The organism is Cellulomonas taurus (assembly GCF_012931845.1).
Taxonomy (GTDB): domain Bacteria; phylum Actinomycetota; class Actinomycetes; order Actinomycetales; family Cellulomonadaceae; genus Cellulomonas; species Cellulomonas taurus.
Genome location: NZ_CP051884.1, coordinates 2,084,394 through 2,107,902 on the forward strand (window position 1 = coordinate 2,084,394; position 23,509 = coordinate 2,107,902).

A 23,509-nucleotide genomic window follows, 5' to 3' on the forward strand; every position below is an offset into this window, starting at 1 on the left:
AGGAGAGACCCGATGAGCGAGCACGACGTCACGAGCGGACCGGACGAGAGCGACCTGTCCGCACTGACCGCGGCTGCCAGCGACACCCTCTCGGTGCGGCGGGTGTTCGGCGATGCCTACGAGCAGGACGGCGCGTTGATCATCCCGGTGGCGGTGGTGCTGGGCACCCACGTGCGCGCCAGTGCGGGCGGCCGGGGCCGGGTGGGCGACGGACGGCGCCGAGGTCGATCCGGTGGCCAGGTGACCGGGGCGGACGGCGGGGTGAGCGCGGACGCACCGACGGCCGGCTCGGGGACCGCGACCGACGCGTCCACGGCCACCGCCGCATCCGCGCCCGGTGCGACCAGCACCACCGCCGAGTCCGCACCCGGCGGGCCGCACGTCCGCGGTGGTGCCGCGCGGTGGTGGGGGCATCTGCGCCCGGTGGCCGGTCAGGCTCGCGGGGCGGGCCGCGCCGGGGCGGGCGGGTTCGCCAGTCACGCCCGACCGCTCGGGGTCTATGTGGTGCGCGACGGCGAGGTGACCTGGCGGCCGGCGCTCGATCTCAACCGGGTGATCCTCGGCGGGCAGATCGTCGGAGCCGTGGTCGGGACCGCCCTCGCGGTGACGCTGCCGATCGCCGCGGCGCTGGCCCGGCGCCGCTGACCGGAACCGGTGAACGAGGCTGACCGCAACCGCTGGGCGGCGCAGCCGACCGACGCCGTGTGGGGGCCGGTCAGCGCAGCCGCACCTGCACGGAGTCGACCCGGCGGGTGACGGTCTCACTGCCCGCCAGGGCGGCACCCACGGCACGGAGCACCGCATCCACGGTGCCGCGGTCCAGTCCGGGCACCAGGTGCAGGTCGACCGAGACTTCGGCGCGGTCGCCGGGGACCACACGCAGCTCCCGGATCGCCGGGCGTTCCGTGGTCGGTGCCGAGGTCGCGGGGGCCGAGCGCCGCCACCAGCGGCGAGGCTGCTCGGTCGCGGCGGCGGCCGGTGCCGGGTCGCCGACCGCGACCGCCGCGGTGATCGCCTCGCGCACCGCGTCCCGGACCTCCGGTGCCACGATGCGGTCGGCGCCGGTGCCGGTGACGGCGGGCGACCAGTCGATCTGCTGGGCGAGGGCCCAGACCGCGGGACGGGGCACCAGCACGGTGACCGGACCACCCGGGTCGAGGACCAGCAGCTCCCAGCCCTCCTCCACGGCGGACAGCGCCGCCCGGGCGATCTCGGTCGGCACCGGGCGGGCGTCGGCGCGCCAGGCGGTCATCGCCGCCACCGAGCTGAACACCGGCAGTGCGGTGCGGCCGTCCGGCGCTTGCAGGGCGACGATGCCGGCGGACGCCTGCCGGTCGACGGTGTGGGCGTGACCGTGCACCTCGACGGTCTCGGTCGCCTCCGCCTCGGCGAGCACCGGCACCAGCACCCGGGTCCCGGCCAGCGCGGCAATCACGTCCGCGAGCTCGGCGACCGCTCGGGGATCGCCGGAGCCCGTCGACCGCGTCCGGCCGTAGGCACGGAGCACCGCCGCGAGCGTCGGGTCCGCCGACCCGTCGTCGCCGGAGAACGCCGAGGTCGGCGGCAGTTCCCGCCCGGTCACGGACGGCCCGCGACGTCCAGCGCCTCGGGCAGCGTGAACGCTCCGGCGTACAGCGCCTTGCCCACGATCGTGCCCTCGACACCCTCGCCGACGAGTGCCCGCAGCGCCCGCAGGTCGTCGAGGGAGGAGATGCCACCGGAGGCGACCACGGGGGCGTCGGTGCGACGGCAGACCTCGCGCAGCAGCTCGACGTTCGGTCCGCGCAGGGTGCCGTCCTTGGTGACGTCGGTGACGACGTAGCGGGCGCACCCGGCGTCGTCGAGTCGCGCCAGCACCTCCCAGAGGTCGCCGCCCTCCTGGGTCCAGCCGCGGGCGGCCAGCGTGGTGCCGCGGACATCGAGTCCGACCGCGATCTGGTCCCCGTGCCGGGCGATCGCCGCGGCGGTCCACTCCGGGTCCTCCAGTGCGGCGGTGCCGAGGTTGACCCGGGCGGCGCCGGTGCTCAGCGCACGCTCGAGCGAGGCGTCGTCCCGGATGCCACCGGACAGCTCGACCCGGACGCCCCGGCCGGTGAGGTCGGCGGTCACCTCGGACAGCAGTGCGGCGTTCGACCCGCGACCGAAGGCCGCGTCCAGGTCGACCAGGTGGATCCATTCGGCGCCCCCGGCCTGCCAGTCGAGCGCGGCGGACAGCGGGTCACCGTAGGAGGTCTCCGAGCCTGCCTCGCCCTGGACCAGACGCACCGCCTGACCATCGGCGACGTCGACGGCGGGGAGCAGCACAAGGCGGTCGGTGGTCATGGAACTCCTCGGTGGGTGGTGCGGGAAGGGGGCGTCAGGACAGGGTCTGGACCCAGTTGCGCAGCAGGGCCGCGCCGGCGTCACCGGACTTCTCCGGGTGGAACTGGGTGGCCGACAGCGGGCCGTTCTCCACCGCGGCGACGAAGCGGCCGCCGTGGTCGGCCCAGGTGACCCGGGGCGCGGTGAACAGGTCGGGATCGGCGGTCTGCTCCAGCGGGAAGGACCGGGCGGCGTAGGAGTGCACGAAGTAAAACCGTTCGTCCTCGATGCCGTCGAACAGTCGGCTCCCGCTCGGCGGCTCGACGGTGGCCCAGCCCATGTGCGGCACCACGTCGGCCTCCAGGCGGTCGACCAGACCGGGCCACTCACCGAGGCCGTCGGTCAGCGTGCCGTGCTCGTCGCCCTGGGCGAACATCACCTGCATCCCGACGCAGATGCCGAGCACCGGACGCCCACCGGCGAGGCGCCGGTCGACGATCTGGTCGCCCCGGACCTCGCGCAGCCCCGCCATCACCGCGGCGAACGCCCCGACGCCGGGCACCACGAGTCCGTCGGCCTCGGCGGCACGATGCGGGTCGCCGGTCAGCTCGACGGCAGCGCCCACCCGTTCCAGGGCGCGCACAGCGGATCGGACGTTGCCGAATCCGTAGTCCAGGACGACGACATCAGGTGCAGACACGGGTTCAGGTTAACGGTCACCACGGACAGAGCGGGCGGCGTCTCAGTCCTTGCCGCGCTTGCGTCGACCGGCGGACAGGGCACGCATCGCGGTCCATCGCGACATGCCGACACTGGTCACCACGCCGGGCACCTGGTCGACGGTCCGGGTGCCGAGCAACAGGTCCTCCAGCTCCGGCGGGGCACCGGAGAGCACCAGACCGGCCGCCAGGTCGTCCTCGTGCTCGCCACCGTTCCACCGGCTCGCCGCGATCCGCCCGCCGCGCCGGTCCAGGAGCAGCACCGGGGCCATCGGGAGCAGGCGGGACAGCGCGGCGGCGGCCTCGGTGGCCACGGCCGCCCGCGGTGCCGACCGCAGCACCGCGAGCGCCCCGATCGGCGACGGCACGACGTCCACGTCGAGTCCGGCCAGCGAGCAGGCGGCGGCCAGCGGCTTGGCCTCGGCGACCTGGGTGACCAGCAGGGTGATGGTCGGTTCCTGCGGGGAGGCGGCGTCGTCCAGCCCGGACAGGTCGTCGGGGATCTCGATGTCCCCCAGGTCGGTCAGGTCGTCGGGCAGGTCGTCGGGTCGGTCCTCGGGGCGGTTCTCGCTCACAGGGCACCCTTCGTGCTCGGGATGCCGTCCACCCGGGGGTCGACGGCCACCGCTGCGCGCAGGGCTCGTGCCAGGGCCTTGAACTGCGCTTCCACGATGTGGTGCGGGTCGCGACCGGCCAGCACGCGCACGTGCACGGTGAAGGCGGCGTGGTGGGCGATCGACTCCAGGACGTGCCGGGTCAGCGACCCGGTGAAGTGCCCGCCGATCAGGTGGTATTCCTGGCCGGCCGGCTCACCCGAGTGCACCAGGTAGGGCCGACCGGAGACGTCGACGACCGCCTGGGCCAGTGCCTCGTCCAGCGGCACGGTCGCGTCGCCGTAGCGCGAGATGCCGCGCTTGTCCCCGAGCGCCTCCCGCAGCGCCTCGCCCAGACAGATCGCCACGTCCTCGACGGTGTGGTGCGCGTCGATGTCGGTGTCGCCGGTGGCTCGGACGGTGAGGTCGATCAGCGAGTGCTTGCCCAGGGCGGTGAGCATGTGGTCGTAGAACGGCACCGTGGTGCTGATCTCGGTGCGGCCGGTGCCGTCGAGGTCCACCTCCACCACGACGCTGGACTCACTGGTCGTCCGCTCGATCCTGGCCGTGCGTGCGCTCACTGCCCCACCACCTCGCTCAGTGCGGCCTTGAACGCCGCCGTCTCCTCCGGGGTGCCGACCGACACCCGCAGCCATCCTTCGGGACCGACCTCACGGATCAGCACCCCCCGGTCCAGCAGTCCCTGCCAGACGGCGTGCCGGTCCGGGAACGTCCCGAACAGCACGAAGTTCGCATCCGAGTCGGCGACCCGGTGTCCGCGCGCCCGCAGCCAGTCCACCAGGGCGTCCCGCTCGGCGCGCAGCGACCCGACCTGGGCCATCAGCGCGGTCGAGTGCCGCAGCGCGGCGCGGGCGGTCGCCTGGGTGACCGCGGACAGGTGGTACGGCAACCGCACGATCCGCAGCACGTCGACCAGCTCCCGGCTCGCCGCGAGGTACCCGATCCGCGCACCGGCCAGACCGAAGGCCTTGGACATGGTGCGGCTGACCGCCAGGTGCGGGTACTCGGCGAGCAGGGTGAGCGCGGACGGCACACCGTCGCGGCGGAACTCGCCGTAGGCCTCGTCGACCACCACCACGCAGCCGCCCGGCACCTGCGCCGCGGCGTCCAGCACCTCGCGGACGGTGTCCAAGGACAGCGCGGTGCCGGTCGGGTTGTTCGGGCTGGTCAGCAGCACCACCGACGGGGCCTCGCGGGCCAGCAGCGCGCGAGCCTCGGCCGGGTCGACGTCGAAGTCCTCGGTCCGGCGACCGGCGACCCACCGGGTGTGGGTGTCCCGCGCGTACTCCGGGTACATCGAGTAGGTCGGCGCGAAGGACACCGCGGTGCGGCCGGGGCCGCCGAAGCCCTGCAACAGGTGCAGCATGACCTCGTTCGAGCCGTTGGCGGCCCAGATCTGCTCGGCGGGCAGGCGGACGCCGGACTCCACCGCGAGGTAGTCGGCCAGGTCGGCGCGCAGGTCGAGGAACTCCCGATCCGGGTAGCGGTTCAGCCCGTGCGCGGCCTCCGCCACCGCCTCGGCGATCTCGCGCACCACCGCGTCGGAGGGCGGGTAGGGGTTCTCGTTCACGTTCAGCAGCACCGGCACGTCGAGCTGCGGGGCGCCGTAGGGCGCCTCACCTGCGAGCTCGGGGCGCACCGGCAGCACCGGGGTGCCGGGCAGGTCGCGCGCGGCGTCGGGGGAATCGGTCACCGGGCAAGGGTATCCGCGCCGCGCCGTCGGAGGTCGCCCCTAGGCTCGCGGCCATGAGTTCGTCGGATCTGCGAAGTGAGGCCGAGGCCGTCCTGCGCCGCCTGGTCGGCCGGGAGGACGCGCGGCTGCGCGACGACCAGTGGCGGGCGATCGAGGCGCTGGTGCGCGACCACCGGCGGGCACTGGTCGTCCAGCGCACCGGGTGGGGCAAGTCAGCGGTCTACTTCGTGGCGACCGCGCTGCTGCGCGCCCGGGGTGCCGGTCCCACCGTCCTGGTCTCACCCCTGCTGGCGCTGATGCGCAACCAGGTGGCGTCGGCCGCCGGTGCCGGGGTGCGGGCGGCGACCCTCAACTCCGCGAACGTCACCGAGTGGGACGCGGTGCACGCGGCCGTCGCCGCCGGGGAGATCGACGTGCTGCTGGTCAGCCCGGAGCGACTGAACAACCCCGCCTTCCGGGACGAGGTGCTGCCGTCCTTGGCCGCCGACGCCGGGCTGGTGGTGGTGGACGAGGCGCACTGCATCTCGGACTGGGGGCACGACTTCCGCCCCGACTACCGACGGTTGCGCACCCTGCTGGCCGAGCTGCCCACCGGCATTCCGGTGCTGGCGACCACCGCCACCGCGAACGGGCGAGTCACCGCGGACATCGCCGAACAGCTCGGCACCGGGGGCGACCAGGACGTGCTGGTGCTGCGCGGGCCGCTGGACAGGTCCAGCCTCGACCTGTCGGTGGTGCGGCTGCCGGACACCGCCGCGCAGCTGGCCTGGCTGACCGCGAACCTGCCGGCGCTGCCCGGCTCCGGGATCATCTACTGCCTGACCATCGCCGCCGCCGGGCAGGTGGCCGACCACCTGCGATCGGCCGGGATGGACGTGCAGGTCTACACCGGGCAGACCGACCCGGCCGAGCGGGAGCAGGCCGAGGCCGACCTGCTCGCCAACCGGGTCAAGGCGCTGGTCGCCACCTCCGCCCTCGGCATGGGCTTCGACAAGCCGGATCTCGGCTTCGTGGTGCACGTCGGCGCGCCCTCGTCGCCGATCAGTTACTACCAGCAGGTCGGCCGGGCCGGTCGTGCCGCCGAGGCGGTCGGCGGCCGGGCCACCGCCGTGCTGCTGCCGGGCCGGGAGGACCGGGCGATCTGGGAGTGGTTCGCCCAGAACGCCTTCCCGCCGGAGCCGGAGGTGCGGGCGGCCCTCGACGCGCTGACCGAGGCGGGCACGCTGTCCACCACCGCGCTGGAACCCCGGGTCAGCCTGCGCCGCGGACGGTTGGAGCAGATGCTCAAGGTGCTCGACGTCGACGGCGCCGTGCACCGGGTCCAGGGCGGCTGGCAGGCGACCGGCAGACCGTGGAGCTACGACGCCGAGCGCTACGCCCGGGTCACGGCGACCCGGCAGGCCGAGCAGCAGTCGATGCTGGACTACATCGCCACCGACGGGTGCCGGATGGCCCACCTGCGCCGGGCACTGGACGACCCCGACCTGACCGACGACAGCACCTGGCGGTGCGGACGGTGCGACACCTGCACCGGCCGGGTGACCGGCGCCGCCCCCGACGCCGAGCAGATCGCCGCCGCCCGGGACCAGCTCGCGGTCGCCGGCGTGCCGGTGGAACCGCGGCGGCAGTGGCCGAGCGGGATGAGGACCCTCGGGATCGAGCTGTCCGGCCGGATCGCCGAGGGTGAGCGCGCGGCCACCGGTCGCGCGGTGGCCCGGATGGACTCGGTCGGGTGGGGCGGGTTGCTGCGCGACCTGTTCGCCCCCGGCGCTCCGGTGCCCGACGGCCTGCCCCCGCAGCTGCGCGGGCCGGTGCTGGCGACGGTGGACGCCTGGGACTGGTCGGCCGCCCCGGAGGGGGTGGTGCTGATCGAGTCCGCCCAGCACGGCACCCTGGTCCGGCACCTGGCCGAGGGCGTGTCCCGGCACCTCGGCATCCCGGTGGTCGGCGCCGTGCGGCCCGCCGCGGACAGTGCGCCCGGGCGGCACGACGTGAACTCCGCGCACCGACTCGCCGGGGTGGTGCGGCGGTTGGAGCTGGACCTGTCCCCCGCCGCGGCCGCCGGTCTGCCCGGTCGGCGGGTGCTGCTGATCGACGACCGGGTGGACAGCGGGTGGACCCTGACCGTGGCCGCCCGGTTGCTGCGGCAGGCCGGGGCGCAGGAGGTGCTGCCGTTGGTGCTCGGCCTGGGGTGACACAGCGCGTCCGCGCGCCGGAGTCGGCGCGGTGCGTCCGCGCGCCGGAGTCGGCGCGCGGACCCTCAGAACCGCGCGGTGACCGCCTCGCCGTGCGCGGGCAGGCCCTCGGCCTCGGCCAGCGCGACGATCTTGTCCGACACCTCACGCAGTGCGTCGGCGTCGTACTCGATCACCTGGACCGGCCGCACGAAGGAGTGCACCCCGAGCCCGGCGGAGAAGTGCGCGCAGCCGCCGGTGGGCAGGACGTGGTTCGACCCGGCGATGTAGTCACCGAGCGACACCGGCGAGTACGCGCCCACGAAGATCGCACCGGCGCTGGTCACCCGCTCGGCCAGCTCGGCGGCGTTCGCGGTCTGGATCTCCAGGTGCTCCGCGCCGTAGGCGTTCACCACGTCCAGCCCGGCCTGCAGGTCGTCGACCAGCACGATCGCCGACTGCCGACCGCCGAGCGCCTGGGCCACCCGCTGGGCGTGCCGGGTGATCTGCACCCGATCCACCAGCTTCGCCTGCACCGCCATCGCCAGCTCCACCGACGGGGTGACCAGCACGGAGGCGGCCATCGGGTCGTGCTCGGCCTGCGACACCAGGTCGGCGGCCACGTGCACGGCGTTCGCGGTGCCGTCGGCCAGGATCGCGATCTCGGTCGGCCCGGCCTCGGAGTCGATGCCGACCAGTCCGCGTACCAGACGCTTCGCGGCGGCGACGTAGACATTGCCCGGCCCGGTGATGACGTCCACCGGGTCGCACAGCACCGAGCCGTCCGCCTCGTTCGCGCCGTACGCCAGCATGCCGATCGCCTGGGCGCCACCCACCGCGTAGACCTCGTCCACGCCGAGCAGGGCACAGGTCGCCAGCACCACCGGGTCCGGCAGACCACCGTTGTCCCGCTGCGGCGGGGAGGTCACCGCCAGCGCACCGACCCCGGCCTCCTGCGCGGCGACCACGTTCATGATCACCGACGACGGGTACACCGCCAGGCCACCCGGCACGTACAGCCCGACCCGGCGCACCGGGATCCAGCGCTGGCGCACCTGTGCACCGGGCGCCACCTGCACGGTGAAGTCCTGCGGCCGCTGCGCGGCGTGCACGGTGCGCACCCGCCGGATGGTCTCCTCCAGTGCTGAGCGCACCTCCGGGTCCAGCACGGTCACCGCCGCGCTGATCGCCTCGGCCGGTACCCGCAGGTGTTCGGGCCGCACGCCGTCGAAGCGCTCGGCCAGGTCACGCAGGGCGTCCGCACCGCGATGGCGCACGTCGGCGAGGATCGGGGCGACCGCCTCGGTGGCGGCCTCCACGTCCACCTCGGGGCGGGGCAGCTCGTCGAGCAGCTCACGACGGGTCAGGGTGCGACCGCGCAGGTCGATCCGGGAGATCACCCGGCCGAGTGTAGGCGGTGCGGCTGAGGTGCGGCTGGGTGATCCGGTCGGTGGGCGGCATGCACGGGCGGTCGGCGGCCTGGGCGGGTGGACGGGCGGTCGGCGGCCTGGGCGGGGTCGGGCGATGTGCCTGGCAGGATGGGCGGGTGGACACCGTGCCGATCTCCGATGACGTCATCCGCCTGGGTCAGTTCCTGAAGCTGGCGAACCTCGCCGAGTCGGGTGCCGACGCCAGGACCCTGATCGAGAACGGCGACGTGCGGGTCAACGGTGAGGTGGAGCAGCGGCGCGGTCGCCAGCTGCGCCGGGGCGACCGGGTCGAGGTGGACGCCCCGACCGGCACCGACGGCGCCGAGGTCGGCTGACCGCACACCCCGCGGACCCCACGGACCGGGGGTACCCCGCAGACCCGGCGGGGTGGGGTCAGAGCGGTGCGGCAGCCGTCGCGGCGAGGCAGCTCGGACCCAGCAGCGCCTTGAGGTCGCCGTAGAGCGCGGGTGAGCGCTCCACGCGCAGGGTCGGGTCGAGGCGCATCACGGTCGCCCGGCCGGGCCGGGTCAGCCGCAGGTGCACCTCGGAGACCCCGGGGTGGGTGGTGAGCACCTCGCGCAGCCGGTCCACGACCGGGACGGTGGCCCGCGACTCGGGCAGCGTGACCACGACCGGCGCGTCCGCGACCGCCGAGACGTCCGGCAGGGACACCTCCATCGCTTGCAGCTGCATCTGATCGTCGCGGCGGCGTACCCGGCCCCGGACCACGATCACCGCGTCCTCGGACAGCACCGTCGAGTAGGCCAGGTAGGTCTCGCCGAAGAACATGATCTCGACCGAGCCGGCCATGTCCTCCAGGGTGACGGCCGCCCACGGGTTGCCCTGCTTGGACATCTTGCGCTGCAGGGAGGTGATGAGGCCGGCGACCAGCACCGTGGAACCGTCCGGTCGGTCCTCGTCGGCCACCAGGGTGGCGATCGGCACGTCGGCGGCCGCGCTCAGCACGTGTTCCAGACCGGACAGCGGGTGGTCGGAGACGTACAGCCCGAGCATCTCGCGCTCGAAGGCCAGGCGCTGCTTCTTGTCCCAGTCCGGCACGTCGGGCACCTGGACGGCGAAGCTCGGACCGTCGTCGACGCCACCGAGGTCGGCGAACAGGTCGAACTGGCCCTCCGCCTCCTTGCGCTTGACGCCGATCACCGAGTCCACCGCCTGCTCGTGCACCAGCAGCAGCGCCCGGCGGGCGTGGCCGAGGGAGTCGAAGGCACCGGACTTGATCAGCGACTCGATGGTCCGCTTGTTGCAGACCACGGCCGGGACCTTGTCCAGGAAGTCGGTGAACGAGGTGAACTCGCCCTTCTCCTGGCGCGCCTTGACGATCTCGGTCACGACGTTGGCGCCGACGTTGCGCACCGCGGTCAGGCCGAACCGGATGTCGTCGCCGACGGCGGTGAACAGCGCGTCCGAGGAGTTCACATCCGGCGGGAGCACCGTGATGCCCATCCGTCGGCACTCGTTCAGGTACAGCGCCGACTTGTCCTTGTCGTCGCGGACGCTGGTGAGCAGCCCGGCCATGTACTCGGTCGGGTAGTTGGCCTTGAGGTACGCGGTCCAGTACGAGACGACGCCGTACCCGGCCGAGTGCGCCTTGTTGAAGGCGTAGCCGGCGAAGGGCACCAGGGTGTCCCAGACCGCCTGGATCGCGCCCTTGGAGTAGCCGCGCTCCTTCATCCCGGCTTCGAAGGGGACGAACTCCTTGTCCAGGATCTCCTTCTTCTTCTTGCCCATCGCGCGGCGCAGCAGGTCCGCCTGGCCCAGGGAGTACCCGGCGAGCACCTGCGCCGCCTTCTGCACCTGCTCCTGGTACACGATCAGGCCGTAGGTGCCGTCCAGCACCTCCGCCAGCGGCTCGGCCAGCTCCGGGTGGATCGGGGTGATCTCCTGCAGGCCGGTCTTGCGCAGCGCGTAGTTGGTGTGCGAGTTCATGCCCATCGGGCCGGGGCGGTACAGCGCGATGACGGCGGAGATGTCCTCGAAGTTGTCCGGGCGCATCTGGCGCAGCAGCGCGCGCATCGGGCCACCGTCGAGCTGGAACACGCCCAGGGTGTCACCGCGGCCGAGCAGCTCGTAGGTGGCCTTGTCGTCCAGTTCGATCTCGTCCAGCTCGATCGCCGACTTGTCGTTCGCCACGATGTTGCGCAGCGCGTCGTCGAGGATCGTGAGGTTCCGCAGTCCGAGGAAGTCCATCTTGATCAGGCCGAGGCCCTCGGACGTCGGGTAGTCGAACTGGGTGATGATCGCGCCGTCCTGCGGGCGCTTCATGATCGGGATGATGTCCAGCAGCGGCTCGCTGGACATGATGACGCCGGCCGCGTGCACGCCCCACTGGCGCTTCAGGTTCTCCAGGCCGCGCGCCGTCTCCAGCACCCGCTGGGCCTCCGGGTCGGCCTGCACCACCTGGCGGAACTCCTCCGCCTCCGGGTAGCGCGGGTCGTCCGGGTTGTAGATGCCGGACAGGGTGATGTCCTTGCCCATCACGGCGGGCGGCATCGCCTTGGTCAGCTTCTCCCCCATCGCGAACGGCAGGCCGAGCACCCGCGAGGAGTCCTTGAGTGCCTGCTTGGCCTTGATGGTGCCGTAGGTGACGATCTGGGCCACCCGGTCGTCGCCGTACTTCTCGGTGACGTAGCGGATGACCTCGCCGCGCCGACGCTCGTCGAAGTCCACGTCGACATCCGGCCAGGAGACGCGCTCCGGGTTCAGGAACCGCTCGAAGATCAGCCCGTGCCGCAGCGGGTCGAGCTCGGTGATGCCCATCGCGTAGGAGGCCATCGACCCGGCGGCCGAACCACGGCCCGGCCCGACCCGGATGCCCTGCTTCTTGGCCCACTCGATGAAGTCGGCGACCACGAGGAAGTAGCCGGAGAACCCGAGCTGGACGATGACGCCGGTCTCGTAGTCGGCCTGGCGGCGCACGTCGTCGGGGATGCCACCCGGGTACCGGTTGTGCAGCCCGCGCTCGACCTCCTTGATGAACCAGGAGTTCTCGTCCTCGCCCGCGGGCACCGGGAAGCGCGGCATGTAGTTCGCGTCGGTGGGGAACTCGACCTCGCACCGCTCCGCGATCAGCAGCGTGTTGTCGCAGGCCTCCGGCAGCTCGGACCAGGTCCGGCGCATCTCCTCGGCGGTCTTGACGTAGTACCCGTCACCGCTGAACGCGAACCGGGAGCCGCCGTTGTCGTAGGTGGGCTCGTCCAGGGTGGAGCCCGACTGCACCGCGAGCAGCACCTCGTGCGCGTGGGCGTCGTCCTTCTTGGTGTAGTGCAGGTCGTTGGTGGCGACCAGCGGAGCGCCGATCTGCTCGGCGATGGAGAGCAGCCCCTTGATCGTGCGGCGCTCGATCTCCAGGCCGTGGTCCATCAGCTCGATGAAGAAGTTCTCCTTGCCGAAGATGTCCTGCAGCTCCCCGGCCGCACGGAGCGCCTCGGCCTCGTGGCCCAGCCGCAGCCGGGTCTGGATCTCGCTGGACGGGCAGCCGGAGGTCGCGATCAGGCCGTCGGAGTACCGCTCGATCAGCTCGCGGTCCATCCGCGGCCACTTGCCCATCTGCCCCTCGATGGAGGCGAGCGAGCCGAGCCGGAACAGGTTGTGCATGCCCTCGGTGGTCCGGGACAGCAACGTCATGTGGGTGTAGGCACCGCGGGCCGAGACGTCGTCGGACGCCTGGTGGGCCTCGCCCCAGCGCACCCGGTTCTGGTCGAAGCGGCTGGTGCCCGGGGTGACGTAGGCCTCGACGCCGATGATCGGCTTGATGCCGCGCTTACGGGCCTGGGCGTAGAAGTCGTAGGCGCCGAACAGGTACCCGTGGTCGGTGATCGCCATCGCGGTCTGGCCGACCCGTTGCGCCTCGTCCAGCAGCTCGCCGATCCGGGCCGCACCGTCCAGCATCGAGTACTCGGTGTGGACGTGGAGATGAACGAAGCCGTTGTCTGCGCCGCCAGCCGATGCCATGCCGACCATCCTAAGGTCGACCTCCGACGCCCCCGGACCAGATCGTGGGGTCAGCGGTAGGAGTCGCGCAGGGTGTCCAGCGCCGACTGCAGATCGGCCGGGTACTCGCTGGTCAGCTCCAGGTACTGGCCGGTCGCGGGGTGGTCGAAGCCGAGCTTCATCGCGTGCAGCCACTGCCGGGACAGGGCGACCTTCTCCGCCAGCGTCGGGTCGGCGCCGTAGGTCAGGTCACCGACCAGCGGGTGCCGCAGCGCGGAGAAGTGCACCCGGATCTGGTGGGTGCGGCCGGTCTCCAGATGCACCTCGCACAGCGACGCGGCGGGCAGCATCTCCAGCACCTCGTAGTGCGTCACCGAGGGCTTGCCGTCCGCGACCACCGCGAACTTCCAGTCGTTGCCGGGGTGGCGGCCGATCGGCGCGTCGATGGTGCCGGTGGTCGGCTCCGGGTGCCCCTGGGCGAGCGCGTGGTAGATCTTGCTCACGGTGCGCTCCTTGAACGCCCGCTTGAGCACCGTGTAGGCGTGCTCGGACTTGGCGACCACCATCAGGCCGGATGTCCCCACGTCCAGCCGGTGCACCACGCCCTGGCGCTCGGCGGAACCGCTGGTGGCGATCCGGTAGCCGCGGGCGGCGAGCACGCCGACCACGGTCGGTCCGGTCCAGCCCGGCGACGGGTGGGCGGCGACGCCGACCGGCTTGTCCACGACCACGATGTCCTCGTCGTCGTGCACCACCCGCAGCTCGGGCACGTCCTCGGCGATCACGGCCGGGCCCACCGGTTCGGGGTCGGGCAGCTCGACCTCCAGCCAGCTCTCCGGCAGCAGCCGCGCCGATTTGCCGACCGCCACGCCGTCGACCCGGACGTGTCCGGCCTCGGCGAGTTCGGCGGCGCGGGTGCGGGACAGGCCGAGCATCCGGGACAGGGCGGCGTCGATCCGCTCACCGGCCAGCGCGTCGGGGACCGGGAGGCTGCGCAGCTCAGGCATCGGCGCGCGGGACCTCGGTGGCGGCCGCCTCCGGGGCGGCGTCGGGCGTGCCGGAATCCGCCGTCGTGGCAGTGGGCGCAGCGGCAGGCGCAGCACCGGGAGCAGCGGCGGGCGCCACGGCGCCGGTGGCGGCGGGCGTCGCGGCGACGGGGGCGGCGTCGTCCGCGTCGGTGACCGCGCCCTCCCGGGTGCCGTCCAGCCGCACACCGCGGAACGACAGGATCATCAGCAGTCCGGCGGCCACCACGATGGCGATGTCCGCGACATTGCCGACGAACAGGTTCCCGTAGGCGATGAAGTCGATGACGTGACCGCGGCCGAACGCGGGCTCGCGTACCAGGCGGTCGATCAGGTTGCCGACCGCCCCGCCGAGCAGCAGGCCGAGCGCGATGGCCCAGCCGGTGCTGCCCAGTCGCCGGGAGACCCGCACGATCACCACGATCACCACCAGGGCGATCACGGTCAGCAGCCAGGTGGTGCCGGTGGCCAGCCCCAGGGCGGCCCCGGGGTTGAACAGCAGCTGGATGCCGAGGGCGTCACCCAGGACCGGGTGCCGCACCCCCTCCTCCAGCGCCGACAGCGCCCAGGCCTTGGTGACCTGGTCGATCACCAGCACGCCGACCGCCAGGGCGATCAGCCACCCGATCCGGGCGCGACGGGCAGGAACGCTGGGGTGCGGGTTCGTCGACATCGAGCAGGAGTCTACGCAGCGCTCAGCGCCGCTCCTCGCGCTGCTTGCAGGAGACGCAGAGCACGGCACGCGGGAACGCCTGCACCCGGGCCTTGCCGATCGCCTCGTGACAGGAATCGCAGCGGCCGAAGGTGCCGGCCGAGATCCGCTCCAGCGCCCGGTTGGTCTGCTCCAGCATGTCCCGGGTGTTGTTCACCAGGGTCAGCTCGTGCTCACGCTCCAGCGCGGAGGAACCGCTGTCCGCCTGGTCGTCGCCCGCGCCGTCACCGGAGTTGCGCAGCAGCTCGTTCAGCTCCTGGTCGGCGCTGGCCAGCTCCGCGCTCAGGCGATCGGACTCGGCGAAGAGCTCGTCGGCGATCTCCTGCACCTCCGCCGGGGTCCACGGGTCCTCACCGGCACGCACCGGGAAACGGTCGGCGGCGTCGGACAGATCGGGGAGGGCGGGGCGGGCGAGCGACTCGTTCAGGGCCACGGGGAGACGTCCTGTTCTCTCGGGTGAGTCCGCGAAGCGTATGTGTCCCACCCACAACGCACAACACACCACGCCCGACGAGCGGGCGTGGTGTGTTGTGAGGTGACGCGGAGTGTGTCTGGCTCAGATGTTGCTGGCCGGGGCCGCACCCTGCGCGCCACGGGGCGGCAGCGCGGAACCACGGTTGTCCAGGTCGCCGAGCAGGTTCTCCAGGTAGCTCTTCAGGCGGGTGCGGTAGTCGCGCTCGAACACCCGCAGCTCGTCGATCTTGCGGTCGAGCATCGACCGCTCCTCCTCGAGCTGGGCGAGGGTCCGGGCCGAGGTCTCCTCCGCCTCGCGCACGATCCGCGACGCCTGGGTCTTCGCCTCGGTGACCAGACGGTCACCCTCCTCCTGGCCGGAGCGCACGTAGTCGTCGTGCAGCTTCTGCGCCAGGGCCAGCATGCCGGTGGCGGACTCCGGCTCGCTCTGCCGCTGCGGCTGGACCGGAGCGGTGGCCTGCACCGGTGCCGGGGCCGGGGTCGGCACGACCGGAGCCGGCGCGGGCTTCTCAGCCTCGGGCTCGGGCTTCGGGGCGGCGGCGGGGGCCGACTGCTGCTGCGCACCGGCGCGGCTCAGCTCGGCGATCCGACGCTCGGCTGCGGCGAGCTTGCCCTTGAGGTCGTCGTTCTCGGCCTGGGTCTCCCGCAGGGTGTTGACGACCTCGTCGAGGAAGTCGTCGACCTCGTCCTGGTCGTAGCCCTCTCGGAACTTGGTCGCCTGGAACTTCTTGTTCAGGACGTCGTCTGCAGTCAGCAGTGCCATCGTCGTCACCTTCTGTCGAACTGGGTCGTGCCGGTGGTAGTCCGCCGACCACCTCGGCTCACCGTATCGGACAATCACGTATCTGCACGTCCCGGGGGACGTGTTGTGCGTAGTTACACGCCTGCTGCCAGCACTCCGAGGATCGACAGCAGGAACCAACACCCGAGCACCAGCACCATGAAGCCGAGGTCGAGCCGGACCGAACCCAACGTCAACGGCGGGATGATCCGTCGGAGCCAGCGCAGCGGCGGGTCGGTGACGGTGTAGACCGCCTCCGCGACCACCAGCGCGGCACCCCGGGGGCGCCAGTCACGGGCGAAGACCTGGACCCAGTCCAGGACGAGCCGTGCGAACAGCACCAGGATGAACAGCAGGACAGCGACCTGGAGCACCCCGAGGATGATGCGCACGCGTCAGCTCTGGTTGAAGAAGCTGCCGCGCGAGGTCTCGCCCGGACGCTCCACACCGCCGGAGATCTCCACGCTGGCGGGCGACAGCAGGAAGACCTTGTTGGTCACCCGCTCGATCGCGCCGTGCAGACCGAAGATCAGACCCGCGGCGAAGTCGACCAGACGCTTGGCGTCGGAGTCGTCCATGTCGGACAGGTTCATGATGACGGGGGTGCCCGCGCGGAATGCCTCACCGATCTTGCGCGCGTCGTTGTACGAGCGCGGGTGGATGGTGCTGATCCGGCGGACATCGCCCTCGTGCACTCCGGCGGCGTGGTGCTCGGTCGGCCGGGAGGGTGCCGACTGCGGACGCAGCGGGGTCACCTCGGCCTCGAAGTCGTCCACCATCGTTGCCTCCGGCTCGTCGTACTCGTCGACATACTGCTCGTGCTCGCCACGGTCGTCGGCAAGTCCGAGGTACAGCATGGTCTTGCGCAGCGCTCCGGCCATCGCGGTCACTCCATCCTGCGGAAACTGACATTGTCCTGCGCGGTCACGCTAGCAATGCCTCCGGTGCTACTCCGCGCGACACGCCCGGGTGTGTCGTGTGTTTCAGACCAGGGCGATGACTCCGGCGGTGCGACCGGTGAGCAGTCCGGCACGCTGGGCGCGTCGGTGGGAGAAGAACCGGTCGTCGACGGCGGTATCCAACTCGGTGTCCAGCACCCGGGCGACCCCGGACCGCGCCAGGATCGCCTGCACGCCGGCGGGCAGGTCGAGCCCGGGCGTGCCGTCGACGGTGGTGCAGGCGGTCTCCGGCAGGATCGCGGCCGCCTCATCCTGCATCGCGGCGGGGACCTCGTAGTGCGGGCCCCGGATGCACGGGCCGATGGCGGCGCGCATCCGGCCGGCGACGCCACCGTGGGCGATCAGGGTGTCCAGCGCTGCCTGGACCACGCCGGACAGCAGACCGCGCCGTCCGGCGTGCACCGCTGCGGCCACCCCCGCGTCGGGGTCGGCGATCAGGACGGGGACGCAGTCGGCGACCAGCACGGCCGCACCGCGACCGCGGGCGACCACGGCGAGCGCGTCACACTCCCCCGCGTCCGGCGTGCCGTCGACCAGCCGGACGTCGGTGCCGTGCACCTGGTGACCCCAGTTCAGCGGGACCCCTGCCCAGTCCTGCACGAGCAGACGGTTGGTGGCGACCCGGCCCGGGTCGTCGTCCACCATCAGGCCCAGGTTCGCCGACTCCCACGGGGCGGGGCTGACCCCACCGTGCCGGGTCGTGAAACCGGCGCGGACACCGGGGCCGAGATCGACCCCGATGACCGCGCCGTCGTTCAGCGGCACCGACCGCTCACTTGAGGAAGTCGGGCACGTCCAGGTCGTCGTCCCGGCGGCGCTGGACCTCCTCCTCGTAGATCCGCGGCGGGACCTCGAGCTGGGCGGTCCGGGCAGCTGCCTGCTCGGCGGACAGGAAGGCCGGGACGCCCTCACCCTCGGCGTCCGGGTCGACCGGCTGCGGGTGGACCGCGGCGTGCGCACCGGTGGTCGGCGGCACGGCCGGAGCCGCGGGGGCCGGCGGGATGCTGGCGGGCTGGCTCGGGGCGGCCGCGCGGCCCACCTGGCCGAGGGCGCGCTCGTCGCGCTTGGTGGGGGCACCGCCGTCGAACCCGGCGGCGATCACGGTCACCCGCACCTCGTCGCCGAGGGCGTCGTCGATCACCGCACCGAAGATGATGTTCGCCTCCGGGTGCGCCGCCTCCTGGACCAGGCGCGCGGCCTCGTTGATCTCGAACAGACCGAGGTCGGAGCCACCCTGGATGGACAGCAGCACACCGTGCGCGCCGTCGATGCTGGCCTCGAGCAGCGGGGAGCTGATCGCGAGTTCGGACGCCTGGACGGCACGGTCCTCGCCGCGGGCGGAGCCGATGCCCATCAACGCGGAGCCCGCGCCCTGCATCACGGACTTCACGTCGGCGAAGTCGAGGTTGATCAGACCCGGGGTGGTGATCAGGTCGGTGATGCCCTGCACACCGGAGAGCAGCACCTGGTCGGCGGAACGGAAGGCGTCCAGCACCGACACCGAGCGGTCGGCGATGGAGAGCAACCGGTCATTGGGGATGACGATCAGGGTGTCGACCTCGGCCCGCAGCGCCTCGATGCCGGCATCGGCCTGCACGGAGCGGCGACGGCCCTCGAACTGGAACGGGCGGGTGACCACACCGATGGTCAGGGCACCGAGCGACCGGGCGATCCGGGCGACGACCGGCGCGCCACCGGTGCCGGTGCCGCCACCCTCACCGGCGGTGACGAAGACCATGTCGGCGCCGCGCAGGACGTCCTCGATCTCCTCCGCGTGGTCCTCGGCGGCCTTCTTGCCCACCTCGGGGTCGGCGCCGGCGCCGAGTCCCCGGGTCAGCTCGCGGCCGACGTCGAGCTTCACGTCGGCGTCCGACATCAGGAGGGCCTGCGCGTCGGTGTTCACCGCGATGAACTCGACGCCCTTCAGGCCGACCTCGATCATGCGGTTCACGGCATTGACGCCACCGCCGCCGATGCCGACGACCTTGATGACCGCCAGGTAGTTCTGCGGAGCTGCCACGGTGGGTGCCTCTCGTCTTCGTGCGTGTCGGGCAACCTTCACCCTCAACTAGAGGGTTACAGTTATGTCATTTCTGTCCGGGTGCGACGGTATGTGCCGACTCTGCCGGGTTCAATCTGCCACGCCGCGCGTGTCGGTGTGATTCGCCCTCAGCCCACCACGGGCATCGTCGGCGCCGAGACGTCGTACCGGGTCGAACCGGCGGTCTCCGGTGCCGCACGCAGCGCCGACAGCACCGCGGCCTTCAGCGCCGAGTCCTGGCTGCTGCCCCACTCGACCGCCGCGCCGTCCCGCAGCGTGAAGTTCACCGAGTCCTGGGTGGTCGCCGACACCTGACCCACCTGCGCGAGCAGATCGGCCGGCAGCTGCTCCAACACGCCGAGCACCGCGCTGAGCACCCGCTCCTCCCCCACCGGCACCTCGACCACGGGCAGTCCCTCCGGTGCCTCGTCGGCGCGACCGACCTGGACCCCCTCCTCATCCACCAGGGCGAAACCGGTGCCGGTCGGGGTGCCCTCCGCCGACTGCGCGACATCCGAGCCCTCCGGCACCGCGGCCACCGGCTCCCGGGCGACCAGCGCCACACTCAGCCCGTGCGGCCACTCCCGGGTGACGGTGGCGTCCCGGACACCGGGCACCTCCAGCAGCTCCGAGCGCAGGGCGGCGGTGTCCAGCCGGGGCAGCGGCACCCGGTCCCGGGCATCGACCACGGCCCGCACCTGGTCGACGGCGACGACGCTGTCGGCACCGGTCACCTGGACCTGGGCCGCGTGCAGCGCCAGCACCGGGGAGAAGAACAGCAGCCACGCCAGGCCACCGGCCGCGACCAGGGCGCCGAGCACGATCAGGATCCGGCGCTGGGTGAGGCGTCGGTGCGCGCGGGCACGTTCGGCGAAGCGGGCGGCCGACCCCTGGGCGACGACGCCACCGGCCGGGGTGCGGGGGGCGGCGGTCGAGCGGGTGAGGCCGCGCCCGGTGGCGCGGCCCGACGTCCGGGCGGGCGTGCGGGGCGCGGTCCGGTCGACGGCGGATCCGGCGGTGCGGCGGGGGGTGCCCGGTGTGGAGTCGCCGGCCGCGGTGGTGGTGGCGCGGGTCGTGGACCGGGCGCGTGTGGCGGCGCTCTCGGCGCGGGGAGGGCTGCTGGCCCGGGGGGTGCTGGTGGCGGGGGTGCTGCCGGCGCGGGCGGCACCAGTGGCTGGGGTGGTGCCGGTGCGGGCGGTGCCAGAGGTTCGCGGGCCGGTGGTGGGCAGCGCGGCGGTGGTCTCGTCGGATCCGAGGAAGACGTCCTCGGATCCGTCCGGGGCGATCCGTTCCGGCGTCGCGGAGGGGGCGGCGGCGCGACGTGCCGTGCCGCGTCCGCCGTCGCCGGCGTCCCGGGCGGGCGCGGGTCGCGGTGTCGCGGGGCGACGGGGCGACGCGGGCCGACCGGGCTGCGGCGGACGGGGACGCTGGGGTGCCACGGGTCAGTCCCGCTCCGTGGCGTCGGGGTGCCGGTCGGTGGGGTCGGGCACGGCGTCGTCGGCCACGGCGTTCTCAGGCACGGCGTTCTCGGGCACGGCGTTCTCGGGCACGGCGTCGTGGGACGCGCTGGGCGCCGTGGGCGCTGTGGGCGCGGCGGACGACTCCGGAGCCGTGTCCCCCTCCGCCGCCAGCTCGGCCAGGATCACGGCGCCGAGGGCGGTCACGTCGCCCGCACCGACGGTCAGCACCAGGTCACCGGCGGCGGCGGCACGGGCGATCTCCCGCGCGGCCTCCTCCCGGTCGGCGACGAAGCGCAGCGTCTCCGGCCGGATCGCCTGCCGCACGATCGTGTCGCCGGAGACCTCCGGGTCCGGGTCCTCGCGGGCGGCGTACACGTCGGTGACGACGGCCAGATCGGCCAGGTCCAGGGCCGCGGCGAACTCCGAGGCGAAGGTCCGGGTGCGGGAGAACAGGTGCGGCTGGAACAGGACCAGCACCCGGCCGTCGCCGACCACGGTGCGGGCGGTACGCAGCAGTGCGGCGACCTCGGTCGGGTGGTGCGCGTAGTCGTCGACCACCCGGATGTCGCGGGCGGTCCCCCGGTCCTCGAACCGCCGGCCGGTGCCGCGGAACTCGGCCAGACCCTGCACGGTGTCCACGACGTCGGCCCCGGCGGCCCACGCGGCCAGGTAGGCGGCGGCGGCGTCGGCGGCGTTGTGGTCCCCGGGCACCCGCAGGTCCAACGTGGCGCCGGGCAGTCCGTCCAGCGCGGAGGTGAGCGGGGTGCGCCAGACGCCACCGGGCGCCTCGACGGTCTCCCCGAGCAGCAGGTCCACGTCGCCGGTCCGGCCGTAGGTGAGCATCCGCACCCCGCGCCCGGTCAGGTCGTCGGCGGTGCGCTCCAGCAGGCGCCGCACCCCCGGGTCGTCGGCGCAGACCACCAGTGCGCCGCCGGGGCGGATCCGCTCGGTGAAGTCGACGAATGCCTGCTCGAACGCATCGACGGTGCCGTAGTGGTCCAGGTGGTCCGGCTCGATGTTGGTGATGACGGCGACCGCGGGGCGGTAGTTCAGGAAGGAGCCGTCGGACTCGTCGGCCTCGGCGACGAACGCCTGTCCGGTGCCGGTGCGGTGGCCGGGCAGCGGTCCGGCCTCGGTGCGGATGGTGGCACCGATCGCGTAGGACGGGTCGAGCACCGCGTCGCGGCGGCCCACGGCGGTCAGGGCGGCGGCCGCCATCGCGGAGGTGGTGGTCTTGCCGTGCGCACCGGCGACCACGACGGAGATCCGGTCGTCCATCAGCGCGGCCAGCGCCTGCGAGCGATGCAGCACCGGCAGGTCGAGGGCGCGGGCGCGGGCCAGCTCCGGGTTGGTCTCCCGGATCGCACTGGACACCACCACGGTGTCCACGCCGTCCAGGTGCGCGGCGTCGTGACCGATCAGCACCGTGATCCCGGCGGCGCGCAGGCCCGCGACGGCGGGGCCCTCCTGGGCGTCGGAGCCCTGCACCGCCAGGCCGCGGTCGGCCAGCAGTCCGGCGATGGCGGACATCCCGGCGCCTCCGATGCCGATCAGGTGGACGGTGCCGAAGGTGGTCGGGTCGGCGGGGTCGATCCGGGCGGCGGGGCTGACGGTGCCCATCGCGACGGTGTCCGCGGTGTTACCGGTGCCCTCGGTGGTGACGGCGGGGCCGGACGGCGCGTGCGAGGCGGGGTCCGACGGGGCGGCGTCGGTCGTCGACGGGGCGGTGTCCGGAGTCGACGGGGCGAACGTCGGGGCGGCGTCCGGGACGGTCGGTGCCGACGGCGTGGTGGCGTCGATGGCCGGGTCCGCCGCCTCCTCGTCCACCGGCAGCAGGTCGTCCGTCGCGGCATCCCCGGGGTCGGTGGCAGACGTGTCTGCGGTCAGGTCGTCGGTGTGGGTCGGCCCGTCGTGGGTGGCGTCGTCGTGGGTGGTGTCGTCGGCGAGCTCCGCCAGCCGCTGCGCGCCGACCGCCAGCGCGTCCTCGACCAGGTCGGCCACCTGACGCGCGGCATCCGGGACGCCGATCGTCGCCGCGGCCTGTCCCATCTGCTCACGGCGCCCGGCCGAGTGCGGCTTCAGCAGCGGCACCAGGTGCTCGGCGAACCACTCGGGGGTCAGGTCGTCGTCGGCGACCAGCAGGCCACCGCCGGCCGCGACCACCGGCTGGGCGTTGAGCTTCTGCTCGCCGTTCCCGACCGGCAGCGGGACGTAGACGGCCGGGATGCCCAGCGCCGCCAGCTCGGACACGGTGCCCGCACCGGACCGGCAGAGCACCAGGTCCGCGATGGCCAGCGCCTGCTCCATCTCCCCCAGGTACTCGCGCACGTGGTAGCGCTCGGCACCCGGCACGCCACGGACCGCCGCGCGGACGGCGTCGGCCTTCCCGGCGCCGGTCAGGTGCAGCACCTCGGCGCCGGTGCCCAGGACGGCGGATGCCTGCGCGGCCACGGCGGTGTTGATCGACAGCGCGCCGAGCGACCCGCCGGTGACCAGCAGCACGGGGCGGGTGGGGTCGATGCCGAGCTCGGCCGCGGCCCGGCGGCGGGTGCCGACCAGGTCGGCGGCGCGGTCCTCGAGCAGGTCGAGGATCTCCGGTCGCAGCGGCAGGCCGGTGACCACCGCACCGGGCAGCCGGGTGCCCGGGAAGGTGACCGCCACCGACGCGGCCCACCGCGCACCGAGCCGGTTCGCCAGCCCGGGGCGGGCGTTCTGCTCGTGGATCACGACCGGCAGACCCCGGTTGCGGGCCGCGAGGTAGGCGGGGGTGGCGACGTAGCCGCCGAAGCCCACCACCGCCTGCGCACCGATGGTGTCGATCGCCTCACCGGCGGCGTCCACCGCCGCCCGCAGCCGACGGGGCAACCGGAACCAGTCCGGGGTGGGGCGACGGGGCATCGGCACCTTGGGCACCGTGAACAGCTCGATGCCGCGCTCCGGGACCAACCGTGACTCCAGGCCCTCCGCGGTGCCGAGGGCGGCGATCCGCAGTTCGGGGTCCCGGGCACGCAGTTCCTCCGCGACCGACAGCAGCGGGTTGACGTGTCCGGCCGTCCCACCGCCGGCGAGCAGCACCGCGCGGGGCGATCCCAGGTCCTCGACGGCGGGCTGGTCGGGTGCGGTCACAGTGTCCTCCGGGACGGTCATGCGGATGGTGCGGGGAGTTGAGGGGGCG

At 73.3% G+C, this 23,509-nt stretch carries 21 protein-coding genes; 3 read left to right on the forward strand and 18 right to left on the reverse strand.

Annotated elements, in window-relative coordinates:
* Positions 1–12 precede the first annotated feature (12 nt).
* A complete protein-coding gene (locus HGK68_RS15955; protein ID WP_206155880.1) occupies positions 13–645 on the forward strand; it encodes a hypothetical protein in 633 nt (210 codons plus the stop codon).
* A 70-nt stretch (positions 646–715) separates the two neighbouring features.
* Here the strand turns inward: HGK68_RS15955 and HGK68_RS09705 are convergent, their stop codons facing one another.
* The 6 genes from HGK68_RS09705 to HGK68_RS09730 are packed head-to-tail and all read right to left on the reverse strand — an operon-like array spanning position 716 to position 5,327.
* A complete protein-coding gene (locus tag HGK68_RS09705) occupies positions 716–1,582 on the reverse strand; it encodes an SseB family protein (protein WP_169165783.1) in 867 nt (288 codons plus the stop codon).
* Positions 1,579–2,322 carry a bifunctional 1-(5-phosphoribosyl)-5-((5-phosphoribosylamino)methylideneamino)imidazole-4-carboxamide isomerase/phosphoribosylanthranilate isomerase PriA gene (priA, locus tag HGK68_RS09710; protein ID WP_169165784.1) on the reverse strand — a complete coding sequence of 248 codons (744 nt, stop codon included), beginning with the start codon at positions 2,320–2,322 and terminating at the stop codon, positions 1,579–1,581. Before priA ends, HGK68_RS09705 begins: the two co-directional genes overlap by 4 nt.
* A gap of 34 nt (positions 2,323–2,356) precedes the next feature.
* Complete coding sequence (gene hisH, locus HGK68_RS09715) at positions 2,357–3,001, reverse strand: imidazole glycerol phosphate synthase subunit HisH (protein WP_169165785.1); 645 nt, start codon at positions 2,999–3,001, stop codon at positions 2,357–2,359.
* A gap of 42 nt (positions 3,002–3,043) precedes the next feature.
* Positions 3,044–3,595: a hypothetical protein gene (locus HGK68_RS09720; protein WP_246260255.1), complete on the reverse strand. Its 552-nt coding sequence runs from the start codon at positions 3,593–3,595 to the stop codon at positions 3,044–3,046.
* Positions 3,592–4,194: an imidazoleglycerol-phosphate dehydratase HisB gene (hisB, locus tag HGK68_RS09725; RefSeq protein ID WP_206155732.1), complete on the reverse strand. Its 603-nt coding sequence runs from the start codon at positions 4,192–4,194 to the stop codon at positions 3,592–3,594. The genes HGK68_RS09720 and hisB overlap by 4 nt, the downstream gene beginning before the upstream one ends.
* Positions 4,191–5,327, reverse strand: a complete 1,137-nt coding sequence (locus HGK68_RS09730; RefSeq protein WP_169165787.1) for a histidinol-phosphate transaminase — start codon at positions 5,325–5,327, stop codon at positions 4,191–4,193. Before HGK68_RS09730 ends, hisB begins: the two co-directional genes overlap by 4 nt.
* Before the next feature lie 53 nt (positions 5,328–5,380).
* Between HGK68_RS09730 and HGK68_RS09735 the strand changes: the two genes are divergently transcribed.
* The gene (locus HGK68_RS09735) at positions 5,381–7,522 is read left to right on the forward strand and encodes a RecQ family ATP-dependent DNA helicase (protein ID WP_169165788.1); all 2,142 of its coding nucleotides are present in this window, start codon (positions 5,381–5,383) and stop codon (positions 7,520–7,522) included.
* Positions 7,523–7,587: 65 nt separating this feature from the next.
* Here the strand turns inward: HGK68_RS09735 and hisD are convergent, their stop codons facing one another.
* Entirely contained in the window at positions 7,588–8,901 is a 1,314-nt protein-coding gene (gene hisD / locus HGK68_RS09740; RefSeq protein ID WP_169165789.1) for a histidinol dehydrogenase, read from the reverse strand.
* Positions 8,902–9,047: 146 nt separating this feature from the next.
* On the opposite strand from hisD, the gene HGK68_RS09745 reads away from it, so the two are divergent.
* A complete protein-coding gene (locus HGK68_RS09745) occupies positions 9,048–9,266 on the forward strand; it encodes an RNA-binding S4 domain-containing protein (RefSeq protein ID WP_246260257.1) in 219 nt (72 codons plus the stop codon).
* Positions 9,267–9,324: 58 nt separating this feature from the next.
* Here HGK68_RS09745 and dnaE read toward each other — a convergent pair whose 3' ends face one another.
* The 11 genes from dnaE to murC all read right to left on the reverse strand — a co-directional run bounded on the left by dnaE (position 9,325) and on the right by murC (position 23,481).
* Positions 9,325–12,903: a DNA polymerase III subunit alpha gene (gene dnaE, locus HGK68_RS09750; RefSeq protein ID WP_169165790.1), complete on the reverse strand. Its 3,579-nt coding sequence runs from the start codon at positions 12,901–12,903 to the stop codon at positions 9,325–9,327.
* 50 nt (positions 12,904–12,953) lie between these two features.
* Positions 12,954–13,889, reverse strand: coding sequence for an RluA family pseudouridine synthase (locus tag HGK68_RS09755; protein WP_169165791.1), 936 nt, complete (start codon positions 13,887–13,889; stop codon positions 12,954–12,956).
* Positions 13,882–14,580, reverse strand: coding sequence for a signal peptidase II (gene lspA, locus HGK68_RS09760; protein ID WP_169165792.1), 699 nt, complete (start codon positions 14,578–14,580; stop codon positions 13,882–13,884). The genes HGK68_RS09755 and lspA overlap by 8 nt, the downstream gene beginning before the upstream one ends.
* A gap of 22 nt (positions 14,581–14,602) precedes the next feature.
* Positions 14,603–15,052, reverse strand: coding sequence for a TraR/DksA family transcriptional regulator (locus HGK68_RS09765; protein ID WP_169165793.1), 450 nt, complete (start codon positions 15,050–15,052; stop codon positions 14,603–14,605).
* A 123-nt stretch (positions 15,053–15,175) separates the two neighbouring features.
* Positions 15,176–15,856 carry a DivIVA domain-containing protein gene (locus tag HGK68_RS09770; RefSeq protein ID WP_169165794.1) on the reverse strand — a complete coding sequence of 227 codons (681 nt, stop codon included), beginning with the start codon at positions 15,854–15,856 and terminating at the stop codon, positions 15,176–15,178.
* Between the two features lie 113 nt (positions 15,857–15,969).
* Positions 15,970–16,266, reverse strand: a complete 297-nt coding sequence (locus HGK68_RS09775) for a YggT family protein (RefSeq protein WP_169165795.1) — start codon at positions 16,264–16,266, stop codon at positions 15,970–15,972.
* 3 nt (positions 16,267–16,269) lie between these two features.
* Positions 16,270–16,755 (reverse strand): cell division protein SepF, encoded by a 486-nt coding sequence (locus HGK68_RS09780; protein WP_169165796.1) that lies wholly within the window; start codon positions 16,753–16,755, stop codon positions 16,270–16,272.
* Positions 16,756–16,857: 102 nt separating this feature from the next.
* Complete coding sequence (locus HGK68_RS09785; protein ID WP_169165797.1) at positions 16,858–17,598, reverse strand: purine nucleoside phosphorylase YfiH/LACC1 family protein; 741 nt, start codon at positions 17,596–17,598, stop codon at positions 16,858–16,860.
* A gap of 7 nt (positions 17,599–17,605) precedes the next feature.
* Positions 17,606–18,853, reverse strand: a complete 1,248-nt coding sequence (gene ftsZ / locus HGK68_RS09790) for a cell division protein FtsZ (RefSeq protein WP_169165798.1) — start codon at positions 18,851–18,853, stop codon at positions 17,606–17,608.
* Between the two features lie 149 nt (positions 18,854–19,002).
* Entirely contained in the window at positions 19,003–20,313 is a 1,311-nt protein-coding gene (locus tag HGK68_RS16120) for a cell division protein FtsQ/DivIB (RefSeq protein ID WP_246260259.1), read from the reverse strand.
* A 3-nt stretch (positions 20,314–20,316) separates the two neighbouring features.
* Positions 20,317–23,481, reverse strand: coding sequence for a UDP-N-acetylmuramate--L-alanine ligase (murC, locus tag HGK68_RS16330; RefSeq protein ID WP_343036865.1), 3,165 nt, complete (start codon positions 23,479–23,481; stop codon positions 20,317–20,319).
* Between the last annotated feature and the right edge of the window lie 28 nt (positions 23,482–23,509).